General features: G+C 68.1%; 13 protein-coding genes and 4 pseudogenes. 6 read left to right on the forward strand and 11 right to left on the reverse strand.

The features are described from left to right. Nucleotides 1-60: 60 nt before the first annotated feature. Together ureC and ACWBNA_RS27875 are read right to left on the reverse strand one after the other, a co-directional pair. Nucleotides 61-2,058, reverse strand: coding sequence for an urease subunit alpha (gene ureC / locus ACWBNA_RS27870; RefSeq protein WP_482707264.1), 1,998 nt, complete (start codon nt 2,056-2,058; stop codon nt 61-63). Then, nucleotides 2,051-2,893 (reverse strand): urease subunit gamma, encoded by an 843-nt coding sequence (locus ACWBNA_RS27875; RefSeq protein WP_482707265.1) that lies wholly within the window; start codon nt 2,891-2,893, stop codon nt 2,051-2,053. The genes ureC and ACWBNA_RS27875 overlap by 8 nt, the downstream gene beginning before the upstream one ends. A gap of 33 nt (nt 2,894-2,926) precedes the next feature. Between ACWBNA_RS27875 and ACWBNA_RS27880 the strand changes: the two genes are divergently transcribed. Further along, entirely contained in the window at nt 2,927-3,358 is a 432-nt protein-coding gene (locus ACWBNA_RS27880) for a hypothetical protein (RefSeq protein ID WP_482707266.1), read from the forward strand. 183 nt (nt 3,359-3,541) lie between these two features. Here the strand turns inward: ACWBNA_RS27880 and ACWBNA_RS27885 are convergent, their stop codons facing one another. The 5 genes and pseudogenes from ACWBNA_RS27885 to ACWBNA_RS27905 all read right to left on the reverse strand — a co-directional run. Continuing rightward, complete coding sequence (locus ACWBNA_RS27885; RefSeq protein ID WP_482707267.1) at nt 3,542-4,345, reverse strand: class I SAM-dependent methyltransferase; 804 nt, start codon at nt 4,343-4,345, stop codon at nt 3,542-3,544. 342 nt (nt 4,346-4,687) lie between these two features. Further along, nucleotides 4,688-5,446, reverse strand: a complete 759-nt coding sequence (gene istB / locus ACWBNA_RS27890; protein WP_482707268.1) for an IS21-like element helper ATPase IstB — start codon at nt 5,444-5,446, stop codon at nt 4,688-4,690. After that, nucleotides 5,443-7,039 (reverse strand): annotated as a pseudogene (gene istA, locus ACWBNA_RS27895) (IS21 family transposase). Before istA ends, istB begins: the two are co-directional and overlap by 4 nt. Before the next feature lie 331 nt (nt 7,040-7,370). Beyond that, nucleotides 7,371-7,601, reverse strand: a complete 231-nt coding sequence (locus ACWBNA_RS27900; RefSeq protein ID WP_482707269.1) for a hypothetical protein — start codon at nt 7,599-7,601, stop codon at nt 7,371-7,373. A gap of 9 nt (nt 7,602-7,610) precedes the next feature. After that, nucleotides 7,611-7,787: pseudogene (locus ACWBNA_RS27905) on the reverse strand (helix-turn-helix domain-containing protein); the annotation flags it as partial. Nucleotides 7,788-8,212: 425 nt separating this feature from the next. Here ACWBNA_RS27905 and ACWBNA_RS27910 point away from each other — a divergent pair. Next, a complete protein-coding gene (locus tag ACWBNA_RS27910; protein ID WP_482707270.1) occupies nt 8,213-8,989 on the forward strand; it encodes an NAD-dependent epimerase/dehydratase family protein in 777 nt (258 codons plus the stop codon). A 784-nt stretch (nt 8,990-9,773) separates the two neighbouring features. Here ACWBNA_RS27910 and ACWBNA_RS27915 read toward each other — a convergent pair. Next, a complete protein-coding gene (locus ACWBNA_RS27915) occupies nt 9,774-10,514 on the reverse strand; it encodes an Ig-like domain-containing protein (protein ID WP_482707271.1) in 741 nt (246 codons plus the stop codon). A 690-nt stretch (nt 10,515-11,204) separates the two neighbouring features. Between ACWBNA_RS27915 and ACWBNA_RS27920 the strand changes: the two genes are divergently transcribed. The 3 genes and pseudogenes from ACWBNA_RS27920 (at nt 11,205) to ACWBNA_RS27930 (ending at nt 14,040) form a co-directional block, all read left to right on the forward strand. Then, entirely contained in the window at nt 11,205-11,984 is a 780-nt protein-coding gene (locus ACWBNA_RS27920) for a hypothetical protein (RefSeq protein WP_482707272.1), read from the forward strand. Between the two features lie 346 nt (nt 11,985-12,330). After that, nucleotides 12,331-12,558, forward strand: a pseudogene (locus ACWBNA_RS27925) (transposase family protein); the annotation flags it as partial. A gap of 300 nt (nt 12,559-12,858) precedes the next feature. Next, entirely contained in the window at nt 12,859-14,040 is a 1,182-nt protein-coding gene (locus ACWBNA_RS27930) for an FAD-dependent oxidoreductase (protein ID WP_482707273.1), read from the forward strand. A gap of 181 nt (nt 14,041-14,221) precedes the next feature. On the opposite strand, the pseudogene ACWBNA_RS27935 reads toward ACWBNA_RS27930, so the two are convergent. The 3 genes and pseudogenes from ACWBNA_RS27935 to ACWBNA_RS27945 all read right to left on the reverse strand — a co-directional run. Further along, a pseudogene (locus ACWBNA_RS27935) lies at nt 14,222-14,323 on the reverse strand (IS5-like element IS4811 family transposase); the annotation flags it as partial. Further along, nucleotides 14,278-14,634, reverse strand: a complete 357-nt coding sequence (locus ACWBNA_RS27940) for a transposase (protein WP_482707274.1) — start codon at nt 14,632-14,634, stop codon at nt 14,278-14,280. The pseudogene ACWBNA_RS27935 and the gene ACWBNA_RS27940, both read right to left, overlap by 46 nt. A 48-nt stretch (nt 14,635-14,682) precedes the next feature. Further along, nucleotides 14,683-15,294: a hypothetical protein gene (locus tag ACWBNA_RS27945; protein WP_482707275.1), complete on the reverse strand. Its 612-nt coding sequence runs from the start codon at nt 15,292-15,294 to the stop codon at nt 14,683-14,685. 46 nt (nt 15,295-15,340) lie between these two features. Here ACWBNA_RS27945 and ACWBNA_RS27950 point away from each other — a divergent pair, with 46 nt between their 5' ends. After that, entirely contained in the window at nt 15,341-15,877 is a 537-nt protein-coding gene (locus ACWBNA_RS27950; RefSeq protein WP_482707276.1) for a dihydrofolate reductase family protein, read from the forward strand. The last annotated feature ends 54 nt before the right edge of the window (nt 15,878-15,931 follow it).

Genomic DNA, 15,931 nt, shown 5'->3' on the forward strand with positions numbered 1-15,931 from the left:
AAGACGGGGACGGGCGACGTCCGGCTTACCGTTCCGCCCGCGCCGCCGTCCGCCAGACGGTCAGAAGATGAAGTACCGCTGGGCCATGGGCAGTTCCGACGCGTAGTGCGTGGGGGCGGGCCGCTGGGGGCACAGCGCCTCATCGGCCTGCGCCTGTTCCTCCTTCTGCCGGCGCAGTTCGGTGATGCAGATGTCCTCGATGAACACCTCGTAGGTGTTCGGGTCGACCCGGATGTTGGGGGTGGCATCGTTGAGGATCATGTGCCGTTTGAACACCTGGCGAGTGTCCTTGATCTCGTGCAGGGACTTGCCGATGCCGAGTTCCTGAGCGCTGACCGTGGCCTGCGGGCTCACGAAATTGACCGAGTTGGCGCTCGGCGCGTTTCCTGTGGCGCCCCACATCGGGCGGGGCAGGACGGGCTGCGGCGTCGGGATGGATGCGTTGGCGTCACCGACCTGCGCGTAGGCGATCTGACCGCCCTTGAGGACCATGTGCGGCTTCACGCCGAAGAACTTCGGCTCCCACAGCACCAGGTCCGCCAGCTTGCCGGTCTCCACGGAGCCGATCAGGTCGTCCGCGCCGTGGGCGATGGCCGGGTTGATCGTGTACTTGGCGACGTAGCGGCGGGCACGGAAGTTGTCCGCCTCGCGCCGCTGCTGTTCCTGCTCCACGGCGGTGCCTTCGCGCAGCTGGCCATAGCGGGCCTTCATCACGTGAGCGGTCTGCCACGTCCGCATGATCATCTCGCCGATGCGGCCCATGGCCTGCGCGTCGGACGACATGATCGAGATGGCGCCCATGTCGTGCAGCAGATCCTCGGCCGCCATCGTCGATGGCCGCACCCGGGAGTCGGCGAAGGCCCGGTCGGCGGGCAGCTCCGGGTTGAGGTGGTGGCAGACCATCATCATGTCGATGTGCTCCTTGACGGTGTTGACCGTCAAAGGGCGCGTCGGGTTGGTGGACGCGGGCAGAACGTTCTCCTCCCCGCACAGGGTGATCATGTCGGGAGCGTGGCCGCCGCCGGCGCCCTCGATGTGGAAGATGTGCAGAGGACGGCCCTTGAACGCGGCCTTGGTGCTCTCCACGAAGCCCGCTTCGTTCAGCGAGTCCGCGTGCAGGGCCAGTTGCACGCTGTTGGTGACGAGGCCGCCGGTCCGCTTGTCGTCCTCAGGGCTGTTCCTGCCCTCGCACACCTTCAGGCAGGTGTCGATGACCGCCGGGGTGGCGCCCCAGTCCTCATGGATCTTGAAGCCGATCACGCCGGCCTTCACCTGGTCGAGCATCGACTCCCGGGACATGGTGCTGCCCTTGCCCAGCACCCCGACGTTCACCGGGAACTCATCCAGCGCCTTGAACAGACGCCCGACATGCCACTTGCCTGGGGTGACCGTGGTCGCGGTGGACCCCTCAGCCGGTCCGGTGCCACCGCCGATCAAGGTCGTCACCCCGGACGCAAGGGCCTCGCCGACCTGCTCCGGGCAGATGAAATGGACATGGGTGTCCACCCCGCCCGCGGTCAGGATGCGGCCCTTGCCTGAGATCACCTCGGTCTCCGGGCCGATCACGAAGTCCGTCGGCCCGTCCGTCCGGCCATCGTGGATCCTGGCCATGGTCTCCGGGTTGTACGCCTTTCCGAGGGCGCTGATCCTCCCGTCCCGGATCGCAACGTCCGCTTTGACCACGCCCCAGTGATCCAGGACCACCACGCCGGTGATCACCGTGTCGGCAGGACAGACCTCGACGTCGCTGCGTGGCCGGGCCGACTGGCCCATCGACTCCCGGATCACCTTGCCGCCGCCGAAGACCATCTCGTGCCCGCTCCTGCTCGTCAGCAGGCTGATCTTGCCCTTGTCCTCGCCCGGGCAGTTGTCGTTGTCCTCGGGCGCCGGAACGGGCAGAGCGGTCACCGGATCTTTGGTGAGACCGCCGGACCAGTCGTCGGTGACCTTGATACGCAGCGCGGTGTCCGCCAGCCGGATCTCGTCCCCGGTCGTCGGGCCGAACAGGTCTACGTAGTCCTCGCGCGCGGTCGTCCTGGTGTTCTTCCGCTCAGCCACGGTCATCAGCTCCCTCACCGTCACAGTCGTCCAGGGCCTGGTCCTGCAACACCCCACCGACCAGCCCGCGCAGCCCCAGCACCTTCCGCTCGCCCTCGATGCGCACCAACTCCACCGTGCGGCGATCCCTCGGCTCGAACCGTTCGGACGTGCCGGCCGCGACGTTGAGCCGCTTGCCGTACGCCTCCTTCCGCTCAAACTCGAGCCCTTCGTTGGCCTCATAGAAGTGGTAGTGCGACCCAACCTGCACCGGCCGGTCGGTCGGGTTGTGCACCTCGATCTCGGTGACGTCCAGCCCCGGGTTCAAAGGCACCGCCTCGTCGACGAAGTCGACTTTGCCCGGGTGGAGTTCGATCTCCCCGTGCGGCGCGTCGAACGGGTCGTGGATCGTCACCAGCTTCGTGCCGTCGGGAAACGTCGTCTCGACCTGGACGTTGTCGATCATCTCCGGGACACCGTCCATGACGTCGTCCCGTGTCAGAACCCCCCGCCCCGAGTCCATGATCTCGCCGACGCTCCGGCCGATCCGCGCCTGGTCGTAGACGTAAGCGGTGAGCAGCGCCACCGCCTCCGGGTAGTTCAGCCTGATTCCTTGCTCTCTACGCTGCCGCGCCACGTCGGCCGCCACATGGACCAGCAGGCGCTCCTGCTCATGGGGAGTGAAATGCATCGTGCCCTTCTCGGCTCCGGAGACCAACGTCTGTCGACGGCGCGGGCACGCCGGACCACCAAAGCCAGAGGTCCCAGCCACGCTGCACCGCGGCCGATCGTCCTGGCTCGGGCCGGCGCTTCGACGCGGAACCTTCGCTTTCACTTCTCGCAGCCAGTCGGCCACGAGGCGGGTGCTGAGGTCGTCGAGGAAGACGACGTGGGTGTGCTCACCCCGGTGTACCGCCAGGGTTCAGCCGGAGAGATCGGCGTCGGCCAGGTTGAGCCGCGCGACTTCCGCGGCGCGCACAGCGTGGATGGCGACCAGGCCGACGACGAGGCGCGCAGCGGGACCGTCGAGCCGGTCCAGGGCGCCTTCCAGCCGGTCGCTGGAGATCGGCAGCGGCAGGTGCACCCCGCCGGGCCAATGCAGCCCGGTGGTGGGGTTGTGAAAGATCCCCCTCTCCTGTTTCAGTGCCCGGAAGATGCTTCGCAGAACGCTGAGGAGTTGGCGAGCCACGTTGCCCTGGTGTCGGGCGAGTTCGGCCTGTATGTGATCGGCGGTGATCTGCTGCAGGTCCTGCCCGGCCTGGGCCCATGCGGTCAGGGCGTGTGGACGATCGCGAAATTCCCCAGGCGGAAGTTCACGTAATTCCCCAGCTACTGACGTGAGCTGACGGTAAGGCAGATCGCGAGCTGTTTCCAACCTCAGCTTGAGCAGGTCAGATGCAGGGTGAGGACCGCACCCACAGCAACCGCTTCAAGCGCTGAACACTTCGCGAAGCGCTGCAGGCGGTCGCGAGCTGGCAGGTCGGCAACGACGACGAAAGGCAGATCAGCGCACCGGCTCAGACGTGCCTCGCGCCTGGTCGCGGCTGGCGACCACCAGGTATCCATCGCTCTCGGGGTCGAAGGTGGTGGACTGCACCGTGAGCCCGACGCTCCGCAACTGCGCCACGAGGTCCTCGTACCGGTAGGGCCAGATGGACAACCGCTCCGAGCAGGCTCGCACTGCCCCATCCGGCTCGATCTGGGCGACCACGATCTCGAGGAAGTGTTCCTGCTCCCAGCGCTGCTCGATCTGCCAGTAGTAGCTGACGACCGCATCGCGGTCGTTGCGGCGGATGAGTCGATCACGGACGTCTACCCGTGAGCCGGCGGAGCGCACGAGCTCCCAGTTGCGTGAGTGGAGCACAAGGCGTCCGCCCGGATTCAGCAGCCGCGACATCACTTCCAGTGCGGTCAGGCGCCCGGCTGCGCCCTCGGCGTGCCCGAGCGAGTTGCCGACGCAGAACACCAGATCGAACGTGGAGTCCTCCAGGTGGTCGGGCAGCTCGTCCCAGCTCGCGCGGAGGGCTCGAAGCGAGACACCCTGCTCGTCGGCGGCATTCTCGGTCCGGCGAACCATCCCGCTGCTGGCGTCTGCGGCGACCACGTCAAGGCCAAGACTCGCCAGACCGACGGCGAGCTGGCCGGTTCCACACGCGCAGTCGAGGACGCGCGCGTTGGGCGGCAGAGAGCCCACAACATCGCTGTAGTAGACCGCGGCTGCCTTGGCGGGGGTCAACCTGTCGTCCCCGATCAGCCACTCGTATACGTCGGAAAGCGCCCCATAACCAGCCACCGCGATAACCTCCATCACTCGACGGCACGCGGGCTAGACCGCGCCTGCGATTCGGACCTTGCGCCTCGCACGGTGCCGGGCCGTGTCAGCGAAGCATTGAGCAGGACCCAACCACTTCCGGCCGCTGAGACTCCACCGGATTTCGTGGGAAACCGCGACACGCCGCACCGACGCAGGTCCCCACTCCACCGGCGCCCCATCGGCCACGATGGGGACCGCGGCCGGCAAGCGCGCGTTCACTGCGGAGCGCTTTAGGCACAGCCATCCAAACTGATTGCCGAAACGCCGCGTCCGGATGAGGGACCGTCAGCGACCGCCCCCACTGCCAAGTATCCCGACGACGTCCACCGGTTTTTCCTACTTGGTCTTGTCGGTGGGGTTCCTGGGCCGCTTGTTCGGGCGGTAGCTGGGCCTGTTCATGATCACCTGATGGCTGGTGTTGATGAGCCGGTCCAGGAGGGACTCGGCGACGACGGGGTTGGGGAAGAGGGGATACCAGTCGCTGGGCGCCCTGTTGCTGGTGATGATCAGCGAGCGTCCCTGCCGCTCGGAGACGAGTTCGTAGAGGTCGTCGGCCTGGGCCGCGGACAGCTGACGCATGGCGAAGTCGTCGAGGATGAGGACGTCGGGGCGAACGAGTTCGCGGACGCGTTTCTCCCAGGTGCGGTCCGCGTGGCCGCCGGCGAGGTCAGCGAGGATGCGGCTGGTCTTGGCGAAGCGGACGTGCGCGCCCTGGCGGACGGCGAGGTGGCCGAGGGCCTGGGCGATGTGGGTCTTGCCGACGCCGACGGGGCCGAAGAGGATGACCGATTCGCCGGCGTGGAGCCAGCGCAGGGCTCCCAGATCGCGGATCTGGGCGGCGGGCAGTTTCGAGGAGGCGGTGAAGTCGAACTCCTCCAGGGTGACCTGCTGTTCGAACTTCGCTCGCTGCAAGCGCCGTTGGAACGCTACGGTCTCGCGACGGGTGATCTCGTCCTGGCAGAGGACCTGGAGGAAGTCGAGGTGGCCGAGCTCGCCTCCGTGGGCCTGGGCGAGGCGAGCGTCGAGGGTTTCCAGCATGCCGGACAGTCGCAGGGCCTTGAGCGACTCCCGCAGGGCGGCGTCCATCACGGTCATCGGGCTTCCACCTCGGCTTCGTCGTGGACCTGGTCGTCGTGGTCGTCATCCGTCGCGTCGGGGGTCGCGACGGTGGCGAAGAGCCGGGCGGGGCCGTGGAGGAAGGCCGCGGCCCCGGCATCACCGCTGGTCTCGGGCTCGGGGTCGGTTTCGGTGCCGGCGATGAGGATGCCCTTGATGGTGCGGTAGGACGGATCGCCAACCGCGATGGCCCTCGCGCAGGCGGCCTCCAGCCGTGTGTCGCCGTACTTCTTCCGCAGCCCGAGGACCCCCTGGGCAGCGCGGAGCCTATAGAGGACGTTGACCTCCAGCATCTGGTCGACGACTTCGCGGTAGGCGTCGCCGACCTCAGACGCCTGGCTGCGGCACCAGACCGGCGTCCGCATCTGAAAGGCGATCTTCTCTGGCGGATAGTCGTTCTTGTCGGTGCGTTTTCCCTGGTCAAGGGCTGCGTGGGTCTTGACGAGCTGGCCGTCGTGGAAGACCTGGACCATCGTGGCGGTCGAGCGGACGTCGACCTTGCGGCCGATCAACTTCCACGGAACCGAGTAGAGGGTGCGGCCGACCTTGATGTGGATGTCCGGGCCGACCGTGGCCGTCGACCAGCGGGCCAGCACGAACGGAGTCGGCGGCAGAGGCAGCAGTTCGGCCGCCTCCAACGCGTCGAACACGGTCATCGGGGCGGCCCCGCCGAGCGGCCGGCACTTCCGCCGCCCCGCGACCTGCTGGCTCCAGGTCACGGCCTCGGCCTGCATGTGCTCGATCGAGGTGAACTCCCGGCCTCGCCAGAACGAGTCGCGGAGTAGGGCATCGGCCGCTCGACCCGCGGCTTGTCCTTCGGCTTCGCCGCCCGGGCGGGATCGACCAACGCTCCGTAGTGCGTTGCGAGTTCGGCATACGCCTTGTTGATCTTCGGGTTGTAGAGGTCGGGCTTGTCGACGCCGGTCTTGAGGTTGTCCGGGACGAGCCGGCGCGGGACGCCGCCGAAGTAGCGGAAGGCCGCGACGTGCGCTTCCGTCCACGCGTGCTGGTCCAGGTGCAGCACCGGCCGGACAAACATGTGCCGCGAGCACGGCAGCACCATCACGAACGCCCAGACCCGGTGGCGTTTCCCGGTCCGCGGATCGTTCCACGGCCCGAGGAAGCCGTAGTCGATCTGAGCCTCCAAGCGGGCTCGATGTCGTCGCGCAACACTGTGACCTGCGACTTCGCCACCTCGTCCGGAAGCGTCGCGTGCACCCACCGACGGAACGAAGAGATCGACACCTGCAGTTTGTGTTCGTCACGCAGGCGCTGGTGGATCGTCGAGACGGTCACCGTCCCGAGCAGGCTCTTGATGTAGTCGCGGTGCTGGTCGATGTCCGGCCAGGTCACCTGCCTCAGCCTTCTGTCGATGAGCCCCGGGAACCACTCCCTGATCAGCTTCGACCAGTCGGACTCGCTCATCGGCGGGCCGCCCGGGCTGATCCCGGACGCTTCCGCCGGCGCCAGGTACTTCCTGACCGTCTTGCGGTCCACCCTCAGCGACGCAGCCAGCTCGCTCTTCGAGCGGCCCGCGTACCAGTGGACGTAGATCTCGGTGATGTCGACCACGACGAACGTTCTCCTCGCCATCCGGGCTGCCCATCGGCCATCCGAACCACGGGACGAGGAACTTGACCAGCTCCGCGACGACCAGGTCCCTCGATCCCGACCTCCGCGCTACCCATGGCCAATTAGGAGAATTCGGGATGGGAAATTACATGACGCTCAAACCGCCCAACCTGGGGAAAAACTTGATCGTCGACAGGGCGGGCCACGCGACGTACAGGTAGCGGCGGAAGTCGGCCGGAGGGTGCTGGGTAACGGCCGTGACCGCGCATGACCCGCACCCAGGCATGGAGTTGGCCGGCCATGGGCTTTGGCAGTTGCGTGAACTGCTTGGTCAGAGCCTGTTCATCGTGCCGGTCGCGTCGCTCCTGGCCCAGGTCCCGGACGCGTGGCAGGACGGGGCGCTGCGCATCGGCCGCAGCTGTCCGGGCGCTTCGGAGAGTTCGTCCGGCTCCAGCAGGGCTTGCTCGCTAAGGAATGCGATCACCCGGCGGGTGGCGGCGGTGCCGGCAGCGACGGTGTCGGCCAGGGAGGCCACCGATTCGGCCTCCAACAGGTCGGCCACCGTGCACTACTGCAGCGCCGCGCAGATCTTGTCCAGGTCGTCCAGCCGCACCGTCACCGGGGTACCGCCCCACAACGCGGCCACCTTGCTCAGCGACGGCGTGAACCCCACCTTCGCGAACGCCTGCAGATCAACCGGCCGCCAGATGTCACGCTTGGCAGCCGCCCAGCGCAGATTCCACTTCACCGCAAACTCCCCCTATCCGCGACCAGCCGCTGCCCGGCCCGCGCCGCCGACTGCCGCCACCGGTCCGCCTGCTCCGGATCGGCCTGCGCCGTCGCCAGATAATTGACCGCCGTGGTTGTCCAGACGTGCGCGAGCAACCGCTGCACCTCCCACAACGTCATCCCGCGCTCGTAGTTGTGGGTGGCGCACGCATGCCTTGTGTCCGCAGAGGCCGTGTGCGGATAGGTCCGTGTGGCCATTGAGCGGGGCGATTGCCGCGGCCGGTTTCGCCTTGATGTCGACGGGCGGTGTTGCGATTCCCGAGTGGTCGCAGTGAGGCAGGTCACAACCCGTCCTTGCTTCGCGTTGCCTGCGGAAGGCTCGCGGAGGTCCGGATGTCGGTGGTGTGCGGCAGGGTGGTCGTCATGGGAACGAGACTTGAGACTGTGGCGATCACGGGTGCGGCCGGGCGGATCGGATCGGTGGTGCGGACGGGCTTGCGTGATGAGGTAGCGCGGTTGGTGCTCATCGATCGTGTTGGGCTCACAGCGCAGACGCCGACGGAGGACGTTCACCAGTTGGATCTGCGTGATGCCGAGGCGGTGACAGCAGTTCTGAAGGACGTGGACGCGGTGGTGCATCTGGGTGGGGTCCCTGATGAGGCGCCACTGCCGGATCTGCTGGACGGGAATGTCCGAGGGACGCACAACGTGCTGGAGGGCGCGCGTCGGCAGGGAGTGCGGCGGGTCGTGCTGGCCAGCAGCAATCGTGTGAGCGGTTTCTATCCGGTCGCGGAGACCGTGACACCCGAGATGCCCGCGCGTCCGGACGGCCTTTATGGGGTCAGCAAGGTTGCGGTGGAAGCGCTCGGGCGGCTGTATGCGGACAAGTTCGGCCTGTCGGTGGTGTGCCTGAGGATCGGGAGCTTTGAGGACGCACCGAGCGAGCGACGGCATCTGTCCACGTGGCTGAGCCCCCGCGACGGCCTCGGCTTCGTCCGGACGGCTCTCACCGCTTCGGACGTGCTCTTCGAGACCGTCTATGCAGTCTCCGCCAACACCCGCCGTTTCTGGGATACCGATGCCGGGGCGGATTTGGGATACGTGCCCGTGGACGATGCCGAATCCTTCGCTTCGCGTCTTCCGGCGGGCCAAGATCCGGCCGGGAGCGATCCGCAGGGCGGCGAGTATGCCGGCGCGGAATACACCCTCCGACATATGTGAAGGCCGGCTCGGCTGCTGTGGGCTGAGCATGTCAGCTGCAGGATCCGATTGTCGTTGTTCGGGCTGCTGGGAGGCGGGTCACACGGTTGGCCGCGGCGGCGGTTTCGCGGAGATGGGCGATCTCTGCGTGGTGTGCGGCGAGTCGGGCGAGGGCCTGGGTGCGGAAGTCGGAGAGTTTGTCGACGGTGCTCTCCGACTGGGCGAGCCGTTCCTTGAGCTTTGCGTTCTCCGTTTTGAGGCGGGCGACCTGGGCTTCCCGCGGGTCGGGGATCTCGCCAGCCCGGTGCAGTGTCTGCGGCCGCCGACACGCGAACGGAACGGGGCAGGCCGTCGTAGGCGGAGAGCCGGTACGCGACGGTGCGACGGGCCTCTTGTTCCTCATCGCTCACCCCATCAGAGGTGAGCGGGAAGACCGCAGCCTCGTACATCGCGATGCTCAACAGGACCACGTCGGCGATCCCTTCCGCATAGCCGTCGCCCCTGGCCGCCCGGCACTGACCGTCACTCCTCGTTACCGCCGATTACGGGACAGAACCGCTCTTTTGACAGACCCTGACCAGGCCAGATAGCGAAACGCTTCTGGAGTAGCCGAAGAGGACGAGGAACAGCTGGACGGGCGCCGTGGGGATCCCCCTGGTCAGGAAGACGCCGGTGAAGACGCGTACCAGGAGAGGGACGCGCATGGTTCAGCGGAAGTTTCTTTGCCGCCTCAAACACCTCGGGAGGCGGGACACGTGCCGGTGCGCGTCAGCACGTACCGTGGCGCTCCCGATCATCTCCGCTGCTACTTCACCACGAAGGTGATCGTGGCGTCGTCACGTTCGTCGTAACGGCTCTTCACTTCGTACCGGAGCGAATCCTCGCCGGTGAAGTTCTTGGCGGGCGTATACCGGATGACATCGCTGAGGTGTTTTTCCGTTCCATGCTTCGGCTTGGACACCCGCGTGATCGCGATGGGGTGTTTCCCCCAGACCAACTCGTTCACCACTCTCACGGTGAAGGCCTTGTTTTTGGGGATCTCGTACGTGGTGCCCATGGCAGTCAGCGGAATGTGTCCGACACGGACCTCCACCTTGATCGTCTCACCGTCGTCGAAGGTCTCCATGGGGCTGGCCAGCACCGTCACGCGCCTTTCCGTGAACTTGCTGACGTTGTTCAACAGGGTCCTCCACTTCTTCTTGCCCACGTTCTCGACCTCGGTGATCACCGTGTCAGTGTCCGTGGCCTCCACGAGCTGGAAGGCGGCGTCGACGACCTCGGACGCGGCGGCTGCGCGCACAGAGATCCTTTCTCCGGGCCTCAGCCGGAACGTGGCATCGCTGCAGTCCGCCCAGTTGGTGGTGTCACCTTCCGGGCAGTCCTTGGTCACGTCGCGCGGCGGGGGCGGGGGCGGAGGCGGCTTCGGGGCCGACGCGGCCTGCTGGGTCGCACCGGGGTTCGGTTGGCCCGTCGCCGCTGTCGGGCCGGACATTCCGACGAACAGCGCTCCTGAGACGGCTACGGCGATCAGAGTTCTCTTTCGCATGGCACCCTCCTGGTTCACGCCACGAACCACGGCTCCCCCGGCCGCGCAGGGCCTGGGCTGCGCGGAGGGATGGTCGCCCTGGTTCCAGGGTAGTAAGCCGCGGGCTTACGAGCAGCGTGGCAGCTACGGGGCGGGACTCGCCGTCCGCCAGGTGCTTGCCTTTGGGGCGGGGCGGGGCGGGGAGAGGCGGGGCCGCGGTCACGGTAGCGGCCCGGCGCCGGGGCCTGGACGGCGCGGGTCGCTGGAGTCGCGGGGCTGGCCGTAGGTCTGGAAGGGGTTGCGGGCAGGCCTCCTCGGGAGGTCCGGGCAGCGGAAGCAGGGCGGCGAGGTGGCAGGAGCGGCGGGGCTGCTCCTCGACGGGGCCGATGGCGGCGTCGAGCTTGGTAACGGCGGCCGTGCCGGGGCGGTCGGTAGGCCCGTCAAAGGCGCCGCGCACGGCACCGGGTGACGCCCCGCTCCAGCCAGGCCTGCAAAGCCGGGGCGGGCGAGGCGCCGGACGACTGGCGCGGGAGCTGGCGGAGGGGCGAGGTGGGGAGGTGGGGAAGCGGGGGTCGTGATCTTGGTGCCGGCAGCCGACAGCCTTAAGACTCGAGTACTCCCCCGGCCTCCTGCGGCAGCCGTTAACTGAACACCGTGGAAGGCCCCTGATCACATAGCCTCTCCTGGCACGCACACGACAAGGGGAGGATCATGCGAGGCAGAATGGCCTGGGCCGCGGCCGGCGGAGCAACAGTCCTGGTGCTGACGACGGGGACCGGAGCGCACGCGGAGGGGCGGGGCGACATCCGAGTGGTGAAGACCGTCGTCAACGGCGGGGGCAACGTCATCGTGGGTACGTCGAAGACAATCCTGTACCCGATCGACATCACCATCAAGGACAACTCGGGAGTGAAGGGGCTCACGCGTGTCAGCACCTTCAACAAGACGAATGGCTACACCTTCGCGACCTGGAACGACGACTCGTCTTGCACGAAGCAGAGCGCGACCACCTCGGTGTGCCGGGCCACGATGACCATCGACCCCGCCTGGATAGCTGACAGCGACGACATCGACACCAACAAGGTCGCCGGCATCTGGCAGGTCAACGCCACCGTCAAGGCGGAGGACGGCGACTACTGGATCTCCGACCACATTGCCGAGTACAAAGTCAAGCGGGCCGCCCAGCTCACCACGGTGATCGCACCCGAGAAGGTCGCCCAAAACGCCCAGGTGACCGTCACCGGCAAGCTGTCGCGGGCCAACTGGGAGGACCTGAAGTACCACGGGTTCACCCGACAGCAGGTCAAGCTCCAGTTCAGGAAGAAAGGCGCCGCCCACTACACCACGGTCAAGACCGTGACGACGGGCGACGCCGGCAAGCTGACCACCAAGGTGACCGTCACCTCGGCAGGCAGCTGGCGCTGGTACTTCCCCGGCACCACGACCACCTCGCGCAAGGTGTCGGCCGGGGACGTACTCAACCTGAAGTAACTGACGAACGGCGCCTCAGAAGTCCTCTTGGGCCACGGCGCATCCCGTGGGCTGCGCAGGCACTACGGGACGCGCCCCTGAGTGCGAGAGACACCCGCATCCTCGGTGCGCGCATGCCGGAGCCTCTACCGCACGTTCCGGTTTGACATCTTTGCGGGCGGCCGCTGCCACTTCTCGTGCTGGTAGGGCACGCCGTCGGTCTTGCAACTCGCCCCACGCCCGATATTCATGCCATCCGTGTGCTGACGTTCCCGATCACCTCGACGTGGGTGGCGTTCGGCGGCGTCATCGGTGCCTTGGAGCGGGTGCCAGATCCTCGACGCCCTCGGCCTGGTAGCGGCGGTACCACCAGGGCGCAGGCGGCACGGTCCGCCTCCCGTACTGCGGCCGGTGGGACCGCCCCTCCGTCGGCCAGCAGGCCGTCAACCGATCTCACGCAAAGGTCCGGGCCCTGGTCGAACAGGCCATCGCCACCCTCAAGTCCTGGCGGATCCTCCGCAGGCTCCGCTGCTCAACGATCCGAATCACCAGCCTCGTCCAAGCCCTCCTCACCATGCATCTGGCCAGCTCAAGCCGAGGATGGAAAGGCTCCCTACGTTGTTCTGCGGGACGTCGTGGCGGAGAGCGCGCGTCTGCGTCATGTCCGGTTTCGCTCAGAAGGTCGCGCGGCGGGCCCCGTCACACGTGCGGTTTGTCTACGCCGCGCTCGGCCTGGCGCCGAGCGGGGCGGCTCCGTCATGGTCGCCTACGGGTGGGGCTACCGTGATCCCGGCGTGTAACGCGCAGCCCGTGCTGACATGCCCTGACTCTACGATTGCAGAGGCAGGACTCTGCGGCTGTAGAGGGTGCTCGAACCGAACGGAAGTGGAGTTCCATGCCGAAACGTCACGCGGTGGTGGCCGGGGCCGGAATCGGCGGCCTCACCGCCGCCGTCGCACTGCACCGCCGCGGCTGGCGCGTCACCGTCTGCGAACGCGCCCCCGAACCCCCCGCCACCGGCGCCGGCATCGGCCTCGCCCCCAACGCCCTGCGCGCACTCGACACCATCGGCATCGACGCCGCCCGCGCCGCCGGCAGCGCCGTACCCACGACGATGGGCGTACGCCGCTCCGACGGCCAGTGGCTCACCCGGACCGACACCGCCGACATGGCAGCCCGCTACGGCATGCCCCCGATCGCCGTCCCCCGCCCGGCCTTCACCGCCGCCCTGGCCGCCTCCCTGCCGCCGGAGGCCCTCCGCTACGGCACGGCCGTGACCGCCGTCGACGGCGCCGCGGGCCGCCCGACCATCCGTACGGCGGTCGGCTCGAACCTTCCCGCCGATCTCGTCGTCGCCGCCGACGGCATCCACAGCCCGCTGCGCCGCGCGTACTTCCCCGCCCACCCCGGACTGCACTACATCGGCGAGACCGCCTGGCGGACCATCGTGGACGCCCCGGACCTCCGGATACCGGCCATGAGCGAGACCTGGGGGCGGGGCGAGCGGTTCGGCGTCACCCCGCTCTCCGACGGCCGGTATTACCTCTACGCCACCGCGGTCCTCCCGGCCGGCACCCGGTCGGCCGACCCCCGCGCCGAACTCCGGCGCCGCTTCGGCTCGTGGCACGACCCGATTCCGGCCCTGCTGGACCGCGTCCGCCGCCTCGACCCTGCCGACGTCCTCCAGAACGACCTCTACGACCTGGCCGCCCCGCTCCCCACCCTGCACCACGGCCGGATCGCCTGGCTGGGCGACGCCGCCCACGCCATGGCCCCCAACCTCGGCCAGGGCGGCTGCCAGGCCATCGAGGACGCGGTGCTCCTCGCACACCTGCTTCCCGCAGGAGACGGCGACGACAGCACGGACTCCGTCCCGGCCGCCCTCGCCGCGTACACCACCGCCCGCCGCGGGCGTACCGACGCCGTACGCGTCCGCGCCCGCCGGGTCGGCCGCCTGGGCGCCCTGCGTAACCCGCTCGCGGTGGCGGCCCGCGACCTCGCTGTCCGTGCCACCCCTGCCCGCCTGGCCCTGCGCGGCATGGACGACCTCTTCAACGGCTTCCGCCTCCCCGGGTAGCAGGGACCGCGAGCCTCTGCCGTCAAAGTCCCGCCGGGCCACGCGGCCCAGCACCGCTGCTCGCTTCGTTGTCGGACCGCCCAACTGCGTCGCGGTGGGACAGGCGGTCTGGCGGGTGAGGCGACGGGTCATGAGCGTGATGGCGGCGAGGGTGAGCATCGCTTCGGAGTGCTCGGGGGGCGTAGTCCCGGGCGTTCCTGCGGGCGTGTAGCCACCACCACGCCAGGCTCCGCTCCACTACCCACCTTCGCGGCAGAAGAACGAAGCCCTTCGCCCCTTCGGGCTGTTCACGGTCTTGATCGTCAGGTTGAGCAAGGTCTTGGCCCAGTCGACCAGCGTTCCCCCGCAGATGGAATCCGCCCAGACGACGGCGACCTGAGGGTGCATGAGACGCAGCCGGAAGAGGACCTTCCCTGCCGCGACGGCGTCATGGGTGCTGGCCGGCGTCACCATGACGAACAGCAGCAGTCCTTTCCTGCCGACGACGATATGTCGCTTCCGGCCCGGGATTTTCTTGCCCGGATCGAATCCGGAAGTGGACCTCGGGACGGTAGCGGCGACCCTGACGGACTGCGAATCGATCACCGCGGCCACGGGGTGCGGGGATGTCCCATGGCGCGGCGGACCCGGCGCCGGAACTGGTCACGGATGAGGTTGAAGACGCCGGCCGCGCGCCACCGGCTGAAGAACCCGAAGACCGTCTGGAAGGGCGGGAAGTCCGCGGGCAGGGCCCGCCTCATGTGGAATCGAGCCGGGCTTGTAGTGCGGCCGATTGCAGAGGAAGCAACCGTCCCAGAGCGGGAGCGCGCTGAGGACGCGGTGGCGCACGCACGAGGCCATCGCGGCCTCGTCCCGGCCGGGGAAGCCGCGTGCGGCGCTGCTGTCGGCGGGCGGGGCGCAGGACTCCACCATGGTCGTGAAGCGGTGCAGGTAGTCATGCACGCGGGGCGGGTGGTAGCCCAGCTCGCTCCAGCGATGTCCGCTCGCCGCGAGTGCTGTGGCACGCAGCACGAAGTCCTTCGCGCGGGCGCGTTCCCGCTCCGACGCACCCCAGTCGAACTCCGCCAGGTCGAACCCGACGGCACCGCGCCCCATGACGTTCTGGTCCTGCAGGGTCAGCAGCGCCGCGAAGCGGAAGTCCCAGTCCTCGGAGGCGAGATCGGACACGGCCAGCATCAGCACGTCGATGAACACCGCGGTGGCACCATTGGACAGGTCCAGGTCGAGGCGATCGCCGGAGAAGATGTCGTTCACCGACCTATGGTGTGATCCTGGCCCTCCACCTGCTTGGAGAAGACGCATGACGGATGCGGGCACCGGCAAAGTGGTGGTGAACAGGGTGATGTCCCTCGACGGGTTCATCGCCGGTCCCGGCCACACGATGGACTGGATCTTCGAACACATGACGTCGGCGACGTTCCCGGAGGTCATGGCGGCCACGGGCGCCATGCTCATCGGCCGGGGCACGTACGAGGTCGGCAAGCGCATGTCCGACGAGAACACCGACTACGACGGCGGGGCGCAGTTCGTCCTCACCCACCGCCCGCCCGACGAGCCGGACCCCAACGTCACCTTCCTCACCTGCGACCTCGAGGAAGCCGTGGCCACGGCACGCCACGCCGCCGGCGACAAGAACCTGGAGATCCTCGGCGCCGACCTGGCCGCCCAGTGCCTGCAGCGCGGCCTCGTCGACGAGATCCTCGTGTACGTGCTGCCGGTGCTGCTCGGCGACGGCGTCCGCTTCGCGCCGCCGGGCCTCGACCGGATCGACCTGGAACCGTTGAGTAACGTCCAGTCGGGCGGGGTCACCATGCTGCGCTTCCACGTGCGCAAGTAGGCACGGTCGCAACTTCGGAACGCCCCAGGTGGCGAGCTCGGAAGGGTGGGGCGT

This window comes from Streptomyces sp. Q2 (assembly GCF_056820935.1).

What these genes read in the sequence shown, in the direction of transcription:
- ACWBNA_RS27885 (WP_482707267.1), bottom strand. Translation starts at nt 4,345, where the DNA reads ATGGAGGTTATCGCGGTGGCTGGTTATGGGGCGCTTTCCGACGTATAC.
- istB (WP_482707268.1), bottom strand. Translation starts at nt 5,446, where the DNA reads ATGACCGTGATGGACGCCGCCCTGCGGGAGTCGCTCAAGGCCCTGCGA.
- ACWBNA_RS27915 (WP_482707271.1), bottom strand. Translation starts at nt 10,514, where the DNA reads ATGCGAAAGAGAACTCTGATCGCCGTAGCCGTCTCAGGAGCGCTGTTC.
- ACWBNA_RS27920 (WP_482707272.1), top strand. Translation starts at nt 11,205, where the DNA reads ATGCGAGGCAGAATGGCCTGGGCCGCGGCCGGCGGAGCAACAGTCCTG.
- ACWBNA_RS27930 (WP_482707273.1), top strand. Translation starts at nt 12,859, where the DNA reads ATGCCGAAACGTCACGCGGTGGTGGCCGGGGCCGGAATCGGCGGCCTC.
- ACWBNA_RS27950 (WP_482707276.1), top strand. Translation starts at nt 15,341, where the DNA reads ATGACGGATGCGGGCACCGGCAAAGTGGTGGTGAACAGGGTGATGTCC.